The following is a 12854-nucleotide window of genomic DNA, read 5'->3' as shown; positions in this document are numbered from 1 at the left end:
TAGCTTGAGCCCCGGAGCAGTGCACCGGGGCTTAGTGCATAGCCGTGCTGTTGAGCTGCTGCTGGATGCTCTTGAAGTGGTCGAGCCGCTCAATGGCCTGATCGAGCTCGCCGCCTTCGTGCTCCTTCAGGCCGTCTTCCATCTCGGAGATGGTCGCGGCGAACTGGGCACGGTCGAGTTCGTCGAGCGACGTCGCGACGTCGGCGAGCACGGTGAGGCCCTTCTCGGAGACTTCGGCGATACCGCCGAGCACGATGATCTTCACGTGCCTGCCGCCCGTGGTCACGGTGAGGATGCCGGGCCGGATCGCAGCCACGACCGGCGCATGTCCCGCCAGCACGCCGAAGTCACCCTCGACGCCGGGGATATCGACCTGATCGACCTGACCCGAGAATGCGAGCTTTTCCGGCGAGACGAGATCGAAGTGGATGGTGGCCATTGGAAACCTGCGAATGGTGAGTAGCGAACGCGCGAGTGGCGAGCAGCGAATGGCGAATAGATTCTACTCGCCACTCCCTATTCGCTATTCGCCAGCTTAGGCGGCTTCCGCCGCCAGCTTCTTGCCCTTCTCGACTGCCTCTTCGATGGTACCGACCATGTAGAAGGCGGCTTCCGGCAGGTGGTCATACTTGCCTTCGCAGAGGCCGCGGAAGCCCTTGATGGTGTCCGCGAGGTCGACGAACTTGCCGGGCGAGCCGGTGAAGATTTCGGCGACGTGGAACGGCTGCGACAGGAAGCGCTCGATCTTGCGGGCGCGGGCCACCGTCAGCTTGTCCTCTTCCGAAAGCTCGTCCATGCCGAGAATGGCGATGATGTCCTGGAGCGACTTGTAGCGCTGCAGCACCTGCTGGACCTGACGCGCGGTGTCGTAGTGCTCTTGGCCGACGACGAGCGGCGAGAGCATGCGCGAGGTCGAGTCGAGCGGGTCCACCGCGGGGTAGATGCCCTTTTCCGAGATCGCGCGGTTCAACACCGTGGTCGCGTCCAGATGCGCGAACGAGGTCGCGGGCGCCGGGTCGGTCAAGTCGTCGGCCGGAACGTAGATGGCCTGCACCGAGGTGATCGAGCCCTTCTGCGTGGTGGTGATGCGCTCCTGGAGCGCGCCCATGTCGGTGGCGAGCGTCGGCTGATAACCCACCGCCGAAGGAATACGGCCGAGCAGCGCCGACACTTCCGAGCCGGCCTGGGTGAAGCGGAAGATGTTGTCGACGAAGAACAGCACGTCCTGGCCCTGGTCGCGGAAGTGCTCGGCGACGGTGAGACCGGTGAGGCCGACGCGGGCGCGGGCGCCCGGCGGCTCGTTCATCTGGCCGAACACCAGTGCGCACTTCGATTTCACGCTCGGATCCGGATTGTGCGGATCGGCGTTGACCTTGGACTCGATGAACTCGTGATAGAGGTCGTTGCCTTCGCGGGTACGCTCGCCGACGCCGGCGAACACGGAGTAACCACCGTGCGCCTTCGCGACGTTGTTGATCAGCTCCTGAATCAGCACGGTCTTGCCGACGCCGGCGCCGCCGAACAGGCCGATCTTGCCGCCCTTCGCATACGGAGCAAGAAGATCGACGACCTTGATGCCGGTGACGAGAATTTCAGCTTCGGTCGACTGGTCGGTGTAGCTCGGCGCTTCCTGGTGGATGGCGCGGAGACCTTCGGACTTGATCGGGCCGGCTTCGTCGATCGGCTCGCCGATCACGTTCATGATGCGGCCAAGCGTGCCGTCACCCACCGGAACCGCGATCGGCTGGCCGGTGTCGGTCACTTCCTGGCCGCGCACCAGACCTTCGGTCACGTCCATCGCGATCGTGCGGACGGTGGACTCACCGAGATGCTGCGCAACTTCCAGCACGAGGCGGATGTTGCCGTTCCGGGTTTCCAGCGAATTGAGAATGGCGGGCAGGTGGCCCTCGAACTGCACGTCGACGACGGCGCCCATGACCTGGGTGACGCGACCGACCTGGTTAGCTGCTGTAGCCATGAATAGCTCTCCTTCGAAATTCTGGACTTGAACGACCGTCGTTTGGTTCGTGCGTCAGACCGCCTCGGCGCCGGAGATGATCTCGATCAGCTCCTTGGTGATCTGGGCTTGACGGGTTCGGTTGTAGATCTGGGTTTGCTTGCGGATCATTTCGCCGGCATTGCGGGTGGCGTTGTCCATCGAGCTCATCTGCGCACCATAGAACGAAGCGTTGTTCTCCAGCAGCGCGCGGAAGATCTGCACCGCGATGTTGCGCGGCAACAGGCCGGACAGCAGTTCGTCCTCCTCCGGCTCGTAATCGTAGGACGTCGTCGGCGCGTTCGCCGCCTTTTCCTCGACGACCAGCGGGATGATCTGCTGCGCGGTCGGGATCTGGGCGATCACCGACTTGAACTGCGCGTAGAACAGCGTGCAGACGTCGAACTCACCGTTGTCGAAACGGGCCAGCACCTTCTTGGCGATGTCCTCGGCGTTGACGAAGCCGAGCTGACGAACGCTACGCAGGTCGAGGTGCTCGACGATCTGCTTGTCGAACAGGCGGCGGAGCTGCTCATAGCCCTTGCGGCCGACACAGAAGAATTTCACTTCCTTGCCCTGCGCGATCAGCGCCTGGGCGCGCTCGCGGGCGAGGCGCACGATCGAGGAGTTGAAGGCGCCGGACAGACCGCGCTCGCCGGTGCAGACCAGCAGCAGGTGGACCTGGTCCCTGCCGGTGCCGGCCAGCAGCGCCGGCGCGCCGGGCGAACCCGCGGCGGCGCTGGCGATGTTGGAGATCACCGCGCTCATCTTGTCGGCATAGGGCCGCGCCGCCTCGGCTGCTTGCTGGGCACGGCGCAACCTCGACGCCGCGACCATCTGCATCGCCTTGGTGATCTTCTGCGTCGCCTTGGTGGAGGCGATGCGGACGCGCATGTCTTTAAGTGACGCCATTCTTCGTCCCCGACGATCCGACCCTTTGGCCTGATCGCAAACCTATCCAGTCGTCATGCCCGGGCTCGTCCCGGGCATCCACGTGGTGCCTCACACGCCGTTAGACGTGGATGGCCGGGGCAAGCCCGGCCATGACGGCACTTACGCGAAGCTCTTCGCGAAGCCTTCGACCACCGACTTCAGCTTGGCGGCGGTGTCGTCGGAGAGATCGCGGCTGTCGCGGATCGCGTTGAGGATCTCGGCGTTCTTGCCGCGCAGCAGCGACAGCAGACCGTCCTCGAACGCGCGCACCTTGTTGAGCGGGAGCGGATCGAGATAGCCGTTGGTGCCGGCCCAGATCACGCAGACCTGCTCTTCCATCTTCAGCGGCGCGAACTGCGGCTGCTTGAGCAGCTCGGTCAGGCGCGAACCGCGGTTGAGCAGGCGCTGGGTCGAGGCGTCGAGATCGGAGCCGAACTGCGCGAACGCCGCCATTTCGCGGTACTGCGCGAGCTCGCCCTTGATCTTGCCGGCGACCTTCTTGGTGGCCTTGGTCTGCGCGGACGAACCGACGCGCGACACCGACAGACCGACGTTCACCGCGGGACGGATGCCCTGGAAGAACAGGTCGGTTTCCAGGAAGATCTGGCCGTCGGTGATCGAGATGACGTTGGTCGGAATGTAGGCCGACACGTCGTTGGCCTGGGTTTCGATGACCGGCAGCGCCGTCAGCGAGCCCGAGCCCTGGTCCTTGTTCAGCTTCGCCGCGCGCTCGAGCAGGCGGGAGTGCAGATAGAACACGTCGCCCGGATAGGCTTCGCGGCCCGGCGGGCGGCGCAGCAGCAGCGACATCTGGCGGTAGGCGACGGCCTGCTTGGACAGATCGTCATAGATGATGACGGCGTGCATGCCGTTGTCGCGGAAGTACTCGCCCATGGTGCAGCCGGTGAACGGCGCGATGTACTGCATCGGCGCCGGATCCGAAGCGGTGGCGGCGACGATGATCGAGTATTCGAGCGCGCCCTGCTCTTCCAGCACCTTCACGAACTGGGCGACGGTCGAACGCTTCTGGCCGATCGCGACATAGACGCAATACAGCTTGATGTTCTCGTCCGGCTGCGCGTTGAGCGGCTTCTGGTTCAGGATGGTGTCGAGCGCGATCGCGGTCTTGCCGGTCTGACGGTCGCCGATGATCAGCTCGCGCTGGCCACGGCCGATCGGGATCAGGGCGTCGATCGCCTTGAGGCCGGTCGCCATCGGCTCGCTCACCGACTTGCGCGGAATGATGCCGGGCGCCTTGACGTCGACGCRCATGCGCTTGTCGGCCTGGATCGGGCCCTTGCCGTCGATCGGGTTGCCGAGCGCGTCGACGACGYGGCCGAGCAGGCCCTTGCCGACCGGCGCGTCCACGATGGCGCGGGTGCGCTTGACGGTCTGGCCTTCCTTGATCTCGCGGTCGGCGCCGAAAATAACGATACCGACGTTGTCGGTTTCGAGGTTCAGCGCCATGCCGCGGGTGCCGTTCTCGAACTCGACCATTTCGCCGGCCTGGACGTTGTCCAGACCATAGACGCGGGCAATACCGTCGCCGACGGACAGCACCTGTCCGACTTCGGAGACTTCAGCTTCCTGGCCGAAATTCTTGATCTGGTCCTTGAGGATCGCGGAAATTTCCGCGGCGCGGATGTCCATCAGCCTGCCTCTTTCATCGCGTGCTTGATCGAATTGAGTTTGGTGCGAAGCGAACTATCGATCATGCGGCTGCCAAGCTTGACCACGAGGCCACCGATGATCGAGGGATCGACCTTCACGTTGAGCGCGACGTCCTTGCCGGTCACCGACTTCAGGGCAACCTTGAGGGCGTCGAGATTCTTGTCCGAAAGCGCCTCCGCCACGGTGACGTCGGCCGTCGTCTCGCCCTTGAACCTGGCGACGAGGGCGCGATAGGCGCGAATGACGTCAGCCACCGCGAACAGGCGGCGGTTGGCGGTCAGGACTTTCAGGAAATTGGCGGAGATGCCGGCGATACCCGCCTTGTCCAGCACGGCCGAGAGGGCCCTGGACTGGGTATCGGCCGCAAACACCGGGCTGCGGACGAGGCGCGTCAGATCGGCGCTTTCGCTTAGCAAACCCTCGAATTTGTCGAGATCGGCCTTGACCTCGTCGACCACATTCTGGTCGCGGGCCAGTTCAAACAAGGCCGTTGCATAACGGCCCGACACACCGGAAACGGACGTATCTTCTGCAGCCACAGACGCGCTCTTTTTGCTGTCAAACTCGCAAGGGAAAAACCGTCGCCACAAAGCGGCGCCAAGCGATCCAAGCCCTTGGAATTCAAGCGGGACTTCGATTTTCGGCCGACACGGGAGGTGCCGGGTCCGTTAAAATCGCGGCTTTGCTAACATAGCAGGCGCGCACGTGCAACATGACGCCAAATTAAAGGCACGACCTTCTGTCGCCAGTTCGTCGCAGCCGACGGCGCCGCGATAGCGGCCTGCCACGTCGCGGAATGACGCGCCCCCTCGGCGGCATCGCGGCCATTCGTTCCTGCCCTCAGCGCATAGCGGCCATGAACACGGATCGCTGAGGCGTGAGTCGGACGTGACGAGCGGCCTCCCCTGAATACTTTCCTAATTCTAAACATGAAGTATAATGACCTCGTTTTACAGTATTAGCGAGTAATAAAATAGTTAAAGAATTGCTAAAGCGAAAGATTCCAGAACATTGGCTGCAACATTGATGCCAATCACAGAATATTTCATGACGACACAGAATGGATTTACTGCCCAATTCACGCCTCATTAGGAATCGAAACGCGATCCCGCTCACAGACTTACGGGGGCTCCACTTGCCACATATGTGGCAATACTAGATTAGGGACCACTAAATGCTGTCTTTGAAGACGCTGGGCTCCGTGCCCCGGCCGCGCACGGCGATCGCTTTCGTTGCCGCCACTCTCCTCGTCGGTGGAACCGCCACCGAAGCTTCTGCCAAATCCCGGCATCACCACCGGTACTCTCACCATCATCACCGCCACCACGCCCAGAGCGATGCCAACACGACCTCCGATTGGCGCAACGCCAACGCGTCGATGACGCCGTCGTCGGGCACGGGCCGCAGCTTCTCCGGCATGGCCTCCTATTATGGCAACGAGTCCGGCAGCCGGACTGCGTCGGGCCAGCGCTTCAACCAGAATGCCATGACCGCGGCTCACCGTTCGCTGCCGTTCGGCACCAAGCTGCGCGTCACCCATGGCGGCTCGAGCGTCATCGTCACCATCAATGACCGTGGCCCGTTCATTCGCGGCCGTGTCCTCGACCTCTCCACGGGCGCTGCCCGCGCCATCGGCCTCACCGGCGCCGGCGTCGGCCGCGTCACCGCGGAAGTCGTCTCCTAAGGCGCCACCAGCGCCTCACCGACAAAGCGCAAATCTCGCCATCGTCCGCGGACGTGTGAGCGGCGAGACCAGTTCGGGCGAAACAAGCCCGCCGTCTTGGGGGACGGCGGGCTTTTTGATTGCCCCGTCATTGCGAGGCATGATCCGTAGCCCGGATGGAGCGTAGCGAAATCCGGGGTCTTTGTAGGCGGATCGACTTGTCCCGGATTACGCCGCGCTCCATCCGGGCTACAGGCGCTTGTCATTTACTCCGTCATTGCGAGGAGCCACCCGGTCCCGCCTTTGGCGGGCCGGATGACAGGCTCCACGACGAAGCAATCCAGACTGCCTCCGCGGAGGGATTCTGGATTGCTTCGCTGCGCTCGCAATGACGGGGATGGATCGCAGCCTTACAAAAAGCTCTGCGGGTCGACGTCGACTTCGAGCTTTTGATTGCCCTTCGGCTTCGGGCAGACGGCCAGCCAGTTGCGCAAATAGTCCGACAGATCGAAACCGCGCGCCGATTTCACCAGGATGCGGAAACGGTAGCGGCCCTTGATCACGGCGAGCGGGGCCTCCGCCGGTCCCAGCACCACGACGCGCTCGTCGCGCGGTGCGAGCGCAACGAGGCGGCGGCCCAAACCTTCGGCGCTCGGACGGTCGCCTGCCGAAATGATCAGGCTCGCGAGCCGGCCGAACGGCGGATAGAGCGTGCGCTCGCGCAGATCGATCTCGCTGTCGTAGAAGGCCTCGCGGTCGCAGGCGATCAGCGCCTTCATCACGGGATGATCGGGCTGGTGGGTCTGGAGATAGCCGACGCCGCGGCCCTGCTCGCGCCCGGCACGGCCGATCACCTGGTTGAGCAACTGCCAGGTGCGTTCCGACGCGCGCGGATCGCCGTTGGACAGACCCAGATCCGCATCGACCACGCCGACGAGATTGAGCCGCGGAAAGTTGTGGCCCTTGGCGACGAGCTGCGTGCCGATGATGATGTCGACCCGACCCTCCGCGATCTCCGTAAGCTCGGAGCGCATCGTCTCGATCGAGGTGATGAGATCGCTCGACAGCACCATGGTGCGCGCCTCGGGGAACAGCGCGGCCGCCTCCTCCTGCAAGCGCTCGACGCCCGGCCCGACCGCGACCAGCGATTCCTCGGCCGCGCAATGCGGGCAGGTCTGCGGGCGCGGCATCGAGAAGCCGCAATGGTGACAGACCAGCCGCTGGCGGAAGCGGTGATCGACCAGCCAGGCATCGCAGATGGTGCAGGCGAAGCGATGGCCGCAGGCACGGCACAGGGTCAGCGGCGCATAGCCGCGGCGATTGAGGAACAGCAGCGCCTGCTCGCGCTTTTCAATCGCTTTTCTGATCTCGGAAGCGAGCCGCGGCGAGATGAAGCGGCCGCGCGCCGGCGGCTCGCGGCGCATGTCGATGGCCTCGATATGCGGCATGTGCTGGCCGCCGAAGCGCGAGGGCAGCGCGATGCGCTGATAGCGGCTCTTGCGCGCATTTACCTCGGATTCGACCGACGGCGTGGCGGAGGCCAGCACGATCGGGATCTTTGCGATATGCGCGCGGACCACCGCCATGTCGCGGGCGTGATAATGCACGCCCTCGTCCTGCTTGTAGGCCTGGTCGTGCTCTTCATCGACCACGATGAGGCCGAGATTGGCGTAAGGCAGAAACAGCGCCGAGCGCGCGCCGACCACGACCGGCGCACTGCCTTCGGAGATCGCCGCCCAATTGCGCGCGCGGGTGCGCGGCGTCAGCTCGGAGTGCCATTCGATCGGACGCACGCCAAAGCGCTGCGCGAAGCGGTCGAGGAACTGGCCGGTCAGCGCGATCTCCGGCATCAGGATCAGAGTCTGCTTGCCGCGGCGGATGGTCTCCGCAATCGCCTCGAAATAGACCTCGGTTTTGCCCGAGCCGGTGACGCCGTCGAGCAGCGCAACGTGAAAGGTGCCGTTGGCGGCGAGCGCGCGCATTGCATCCACCCCGGCGCGCTGGAGCGGTGAAAAATCCGGCTGGCCAAAATCCGGATCGGGTGCCGGCGGCGGCGGAGGCGGCGGCATCGGCTCGACCGTGAGCGTGCCTTCGTCGACGAGGCCGTCGATCACGCCGGCCGAGACCCCTGCTTCCTTGGCGGCCTCGGACTTGCCGTGCAGCAGGCGATCCGACAGCAGCTCGATCACGCGCTGCCGCGCCGGCGTCAGCCGTCGCGGCGGATCGCCGAMCAGGCGCACACCGGCGCGCACCCGCTCCGGGCCGAGATTCTCGCCCATGCGCAGGCACATCCGCAGCACCATGCCGCGCGGGCTCAGCGTGTAATTGGCGACCCAGTCGACGACCGAGCGCAGCTCAGGCTTCAGCGGAGGAAGATCGAGCTTTTCGCTGACCTCCTTGAGCCGGTTGTGCAGGCGCGGGTCGGGATTGGCGTTCTCCGCCCAGACCACGGCCAGCACCTCGCGCGGGCCGAGCGGCACGCCGACGAGATCGCCCGCCTTCAGCTCCATCCCGCGCGGCACCTTGTAGGAATAGGTCTGGTCGAGCGCGACCGGCACCAGCACGTCGACCATGCGGGTCGCGTTGGCGGGGGTGGTCGTGCTGCGCGACGAATGATCCATCAAAGATCTTTGGAGGGAGAATCGGAACCTTGGGGCCTTGAGGCTAGCGCCCAGGGGCGGCCTTAGCGAACAGTAAACGGGTGTGATGCGATATACTGAGTGGAATCATTACGTCCAGAGCGCATGAGCAAAGCCGCGGCCCCATTAATCGAGCTCGCCAGCGCCGATCCCTCGATCGCGCAGGAGATGGCGCGCTGGCTGTCGCATCTCGGCGCCGAGCGGCGGCTGTCGCCGAAGACGCTGGAGGCCTATGGCCGCGACCTGCGGCAATGCCTGGACTTCCTTTGCGCCCATTGGGGCGAGCGCGTGACGCTGGCGCGCTTTGCCGCGCTGGAAGCCACCGACATCCGCGCCTTCATGGCGATGCGCCGCGCCGACGACATTGCCGGCCGCTCGCTGATGCGCGCGCTGGCGGGCCTGCGCTCGTTCGGCCGCTTCCTCGAGCGCGAAGGCAAGGGCAAGGTTGGCGCACTCTCGGCGATCCGCGCGCCCAAGGTGGCCAAGACTTTGCCGAAGCCGCTACCGATGGCATCCGCAAAACGTCTCGCCGATGCCGACGAGCGCGCCGGCGAGGAACGCGAGACGTGGGTTCTGGCCCGCGACGCCGCGGTGATGGCGCTCTTGTATGGTTCGGGCCTGCGCATCTCCGAAGCGTTGGGGTTGAAGCGCCGCGAGGTGCCGCGTCCCGGCGAAGGCGACGTGCTGATCGTGACAGGCAAAGGCAACAAGACCCGCATGGTGCCGGTGCTGCAGAACGTGCTCGCGCTCGTGCAGGAATACGTTGCGATGTGCCCCTATCCGCTGCCGGCGGAAGGCCCGATCTTCCTCGGCGCGCGTGGCGGTCCCTTGAGCCCGCGCATCATCCAGCTTGCGATGGAGCGGCTGCGCGGCGCGCTCGGCCTGCCCGACAGCGCGACGCCGCATGCGCTGCGACACTCCTTCGCCACGCATCTGCTCTCGCGTGGCGGTGACCTGCGCGCGATCCAGGAGCTGCTGGGTCACTCCTCGCTCTCGACCACGCAGATCTACACCGGCATCGATTCGGAGCGGCTGCTCGAAGTCTATGCGAGCACGCATCCGCGGCGGTGAACCTGACATGAAGCTGTCATAGCGCGCGTGCCTCTTGCGCGGCGCCCGCGGTTCGGTCAATCGTGGGGAACCGCGACTGGAGGGAATCATGAGCGCACACGAAAGCATGGAGCATGCCGAGCACGCCGAGCACGCGTCCGGATCGAACAAGAAGATCGCTCTTCTGATCGCCGTGCTGGCGCTGTTCCTGGCGATCTCCGAGACGCTCGGCAAGGGCGCCCAGACTGAATCGATCAGCAAGAACGTCGAGTCCGCCAATCTCTGGGCGTTCTTCCAGGCCAAGACCATCCGCCGCACCGTGGTGCTGACCGCGTCCGAGCAGGGCAAGCTCACGCTCGCCGCCGCCGACGAGGCTCAGAAGCCGGCGGTGCAGAAGCAGGTCGACGACTGGACCAAGACCGCGCAGCGCTATCGCTCAGAGCCCGAGACCGGCGAAGGCACCGAGCAGCTCGCCGAGAAGGCCAAGCACGCCGAGCACGAGCGCGACGAGGCGACCGCGAAATATCATCACTTCGAGCTGGCCTCCGCCGCCTTCCAGATCGGCATCGTTCTGGCCTCGGCCACCATCATCACCGGCATGATCGCGCTCGCCTATGTCGCCGGCGTCCTGACCCTGGCCGGCCTCCTCATGACCGCGCTCGGCCTGTGGTGGCCGCATCTGGTGCATTTGCATTAGCGGCGCTGTCACGCGCCCACCGCTGTCATGCCCCGGCTTGCCGCCTTCGCTGAAGCTTCGGCGGCCGGGCGAGCTTGTGGCCCGGCGTAGCCTTGGCGGAGCCGGGACCGGGGCATCCAGTACGCCGCGGCTTCTCCGTATTCGATTGACGTCTCTGGAATACTGGATCGCCCGGTCAAGCCGGGCGATGACATCGAGTGTGTGGCAATGACAGTGAGTCTATAGCAGGCAGATCAGCGCGCCTGGTGCACGCTCTTGCGAAAGCGCTGGATCAGGCGGAGCGTACGGGAGGACCAGCCTTCGCCGTTGCCGGCGATCAGCTCGCGGATGCGCTGCTTGATCGGGTCGACCAGCTCGGCGGCCTTGGCGCGCAGCTTCATCACGAGATCGTAGAGCCGCTCGAACCAGCGCATCTCCATCAGCTTGTCGCGCGTCACGTCGAACACGAAGGCGGTGACGCCGACGCCGAGCAGCTTTGCGAACAGAAACGTGGATACGCCGCTCAGCCAGTATTCATGCGTGAGCAGATACAGGCCCATCAGCTTGAGCGGAAACAGCGGGATGATTGGCACCGCGAACACGATCAGCGTCATGGCCGGCGGCAGCGCGTCGACGCGCTCGGTCAACCATTGCTTGAAACGTGCGAGCGGGATGGCTGCGACAACCCGCGCGACGATCGGCTCGAGATGGTCCCACAGCCAGGCTTCGATCAGGAAGATGATCGCCAGTAGGACCCAGACCGGTTGAAGTAGGCGGCGCAGCATGTCTTTCCCGCCCGATTCGACGCTAGGCGCGTCGCCTACATATGGATGGCCCGCTTGCCCACCGCAAGCGCGGCTTCCTTGATCGCCTCCGAGCGGGTCGGATGCGCGTGGCAGGTGCGGGCGAGATCTTCCGCGCTGCCGCCAAACTCCATGAGAACGCAGGCCTCATGGATCATTTCGCCGGCTTCACGGCCGATAATGTGCACGCCGAGCACGCGATCGGTCTTCGCATCTGCGAGAATCTTCACGAAGCCGTCGGTGGTCTGGTTGACCTTGGAGCGGCCGTTGGCGGTAAAGGGAAACTTCCCGACGGTATACGCCTGACCCGCCTGCTTCAGCTCTTCCTCGGTCTTGCCGACGGAGGATACTTCCGGCGTGGTATACACGACGCCTGGGATAACGTCGTAATTCACGTGGCCGGCCTGGCCTGCGATGATCTCCGCAACGGCTACGCCTTCATCCTCGGCCTTGTGCGCGAGCATCGGGCCCGCGACGACGTCGCCGATGGCATAGACGCCCTTCACGCTGGTGGCGAAATGCGGATCGATCTGCACGCGGCCGCGATTGTCCAGCGCCACGCCGGCTTCCTTCAGGCCGAGCCCATCGGTGTACGGCACGCGGCCGATGCAGACGAGAACCACGTCGGCTTCCAGCGTCTCCGCGGCGCCGCCGGCTGCGGGCTCGATGGTCGCCTTCAGCGACTTGCCGGAGGTGTCGACAGCCGTGACCTTGGCGCCGAGCTTGAATGCAAAACCCTGCTTTTCCAGGATGCGCTGGAATTGCTTGGCGATCTCGCCATCCATGCCGGGCAGGATGCGATCGAGGAATTCGACGACGACGACTTCAGCGCCGAGCCGCTTCCACACCGAGCCGAGCTCGAGGCCGATCACGCCGGCGCCGACGATGAGGAGCTTGCCGGGGACCTTGTCCAGCGACAGCGCGCCGGTGGACGACACGATGCGCTTCTCGTCGATCTCGATGCCCTTGAGACGCGCGATGTCGGAGCCGGTCGCGATCACGACGTTCCTGGTCTCGACCACTTGCGACTTGCCGTCGGCGGACACTTCGACCTTGCCGGTGCCCAAAATCTTGCCGGTGCCCTTGAGCACGTCGATCTTGTTCTTCTTCATCAGGAATTCGACGCCCTTGACGTTGCCGTCGATGCCCTGCTGCTTGAAGTTCATCATCGCCGGAAGCTCGAGCTTCGGCGCGGAAACGGAAACGCCCATCTTGGCGAAGGAGTGCGCGGCTTCCTCGAACATTTCGGACGCGTGCAGCAGCGCCTTCGACGGCATGCAGCCGACGTTCAGGCAGGTGCCGCCGAGCGTGGCGTCCTTTTCGACCACGGCGACTTTCATGCCGAGCTGGGCCGCGCGCACTGCGCAGACATAACCGCCAGGTCCGGTGCCGATGACGACGAGATCGTAGGTAGCCATGAGAG

Annotated in this window: 11 protein-coding genes; 3 read left to right on the top strand and 8 right to left on the bottom strand. The window is 64.7% G+C overall.

Annotated elements, in window-relative coordinates:
• Positions 1–31: 31 nt before the first annotated feature.
• The 5 genes from AC1DW2_RS24860 to AC1DW2_RS24840 form a co-directional block, all read right to left on the bottom strand.
• Entirely contained in the window at positions 32–439 is a 408-nt protein-coding gene (locus AC1DW2_RS24860; RefSeq protein WP_071908637.1) for a F0F1 ATP synthase subunit epsilon, read from the bottom strand.
• 96 nt (positions 440–535) lie between these two features.
• Entirely contained in the window at positions 536–1978 is a 1443-nt protein-coding gene (gene atpD / locus AC1DW2_RS24855; RefSeq protein WP_063980424.1) for a F0F1 ATP synthase subunit beta, read from the bottom strand.
• A gap of 54 nt (positions 1979–2032) precedes the next feature.
• Complete coding sequence (locus tag AC1DW2_RS24850) at positions 2033–2908, bottom strand: F0F1 ATP synthase subunit gamma (protein ID WP_063980423.1); 876 nt, start codon at positions 2906–2908, stop codon at positions 2033–2035.
• Between the two features lie 141 nt (positions 2909–3049).
• On the bottom strand, positions 3050–4579 hold the full coding sequence (gene atpA / locus AC1DW2_RS24845) for a F0F1 ATP synthase subunit alpha (RefSeq protein WP_477007328.1): 1530 nt from the start codon (positions 4577–4579) through the stop codon (positions 3050–3052).
• Positions 4579–5139 carry a F0F1 ATP synthase subunit delta gene (locus AC1DW2_RS24840; RefSeq protein WP_063980421.1) on the bottom strand — a complete coding sequence of 187 codons (561 nt, stop codon included), beginning with the start codon at positions 5137–5139 and terminating at the stop codon, positions 4579–4581. The genes atpA and AC1DW2_RS24840 overlap by 1 nt, the downstream gene beginning before the upstream one ends.
• A gap of 635 nt (positions 5140–5774) precedes the next feature.
• Here AC1DW2_RS24840 and AC1DW2_RS24835 point away from each other — a divergent pair.
• Positions 5775–6284, top strand: coding sequence for a septal ring lytic transglycosylase RlpA family protein (locus AC1DW2_RS24835; protein WP_028150468.1), 510 nt, complete (start codon positions 5775–5777; stop codon positions 6282–6284).
• Between the two features lie 389 nt (positions 6285–6673).
• Here AC1DW2_RS24835 and AC1DW2_RS24830 read toward each other — a convergent pair whose 3' ends face one another.
• The gene (locus AC1DW2_RS24830) at positions 6674–8884 is read right to left on the bottom strand and encodes a primosomal protein N' (protein ID WP_477007327.1); all 2211 of its coding nucleotides are present in this window, start codon (positions 8882–8884) and stop codon (positions 6674–6676) included.
• A 123-nt stretch (positions 8885–9007) separates the two neighbouring features.
• Between AC1DW2_RS24830 and AC1DW2_RS24825 the strand changes: the two genes are divergently transcribed.
• A complete protein-coding gene (locus AC1DW2_RS24825) occupies positions 9008–9973 on the top strand; it encodes a tyrosine recombinase XerC (RefSeq protein ID WP_477007326.1) in 966 nt (321 codons plus the stop codon).
• Positions 9974–10061: 88 nt separating this feature from the next.
• Positions 10062–10649, top strand: coding sequence for a DUF4337 domain-containing protein (locus AC1DW2_RS24820; RefSeq protein ID WP_063980418.1), 588 nt, complete (start codon positions 10062–10064; stop codon positions 10647–10649).
• A gap of 233 nt (positions 10650–10882) precedes the next feature.
• Here AC1DW2_RS24820 and AC1DW2_RS24815 read toward each other — a convergent pair whose 3' ends face one another.
• Positions 10883–11413 (bottom strand): hypothetical protein, encoded by a 531-nt coding sequence (locus AC1DW2_RS24815; protein ID WP_166346747.1) that lies wholly within the window; start codon positions 11411–11413, stop codon positions 10883–10885.
• Between the two features lie 35 nt (positions 11414–11448).
• Positions 11449–12849 carry a dihydrolipoyl dehydrogenase gene (gene lpdA / locus AC1DW2_RS24810; protein ID WP_477007325.1) on the bottom strand — a complete coding sequence of 467 codons (1401 nt, stop codon included), beginning with the start codon at positions 12847–12849 and terminating at the stop codon, positions 11449–11451.
• Between the last annotated feature and the right edge of the window lie 5 nt (positions 12850–12854).

The sequence above is a fragment of the Bradyrhizobium sp. P3_C3 genome, assembly GCF_056402655.1.
This window is presented reverse-complemented; position numbering and strand designations above follow the sequence as displayed.

Excerpts from the sequence above, each read along its gene's own strand:
- AC1DW2_RS24820 (WP_063980418.1), top strand. The coding sequence starts at position 10,062 with ATGAGCGCACACGAAAGCATGGAGCATGCCGAGCACGCCGAGCACGCG.
- AC1DW2_RS24850 (WP_063980423.1), bottom strand. The coding sequence starts at position 2,908 with ATGGCGTCACTTAAAGACATGCGCGTCCGCATCGCCTCCACCAAGGCG.
- AC1DW2_RS24835 (WP_028150468.1), top strand. The coding sequence starts at position 5,775 with ATGCTGTCTTTGAAGACGCTGGGCTCCGTGCCCCGGCCGCGCACGGCG.
- atpD (WP_063980424.1), bottom strand. The coding sequence starts at position 1,978 with ATGGCTACAGCAGCTAACCAGGTCGGTCGCGTCACCCAGGTCATGGGC.
- AC1DW2_RS24825 (WP_477007326.1), top strand. The coding sequence starts at position 9,008 with ATGAGCAAAGCCGCGGCCCCATTAATCGAGCTCGCCAGCGCCGATCCC.
- AC1DW2_RS24815 (WP_166346747.1), bottom strand. The coding sequence starts at position 11,413 with ATGCTGCGCCGCCTACTTCAACCGGTCTGGGTCCTACTGGCGATCATC.
- AC1DW2_RS24860 (WP_071908637.1), bottom strand. The coding sequence starts at position 439 with ATGGCCACCATCCACTTCGATCTCGTCTCGCCGGAAAAGCTCGCATTC.
- lpdA (WP_477007325.1), bottom strand. The coding sequence starts at position 12,849 with ATGGCTACCTACGATCTCGTCGTCATCGGCACCGGACCTGGCGGTTAT.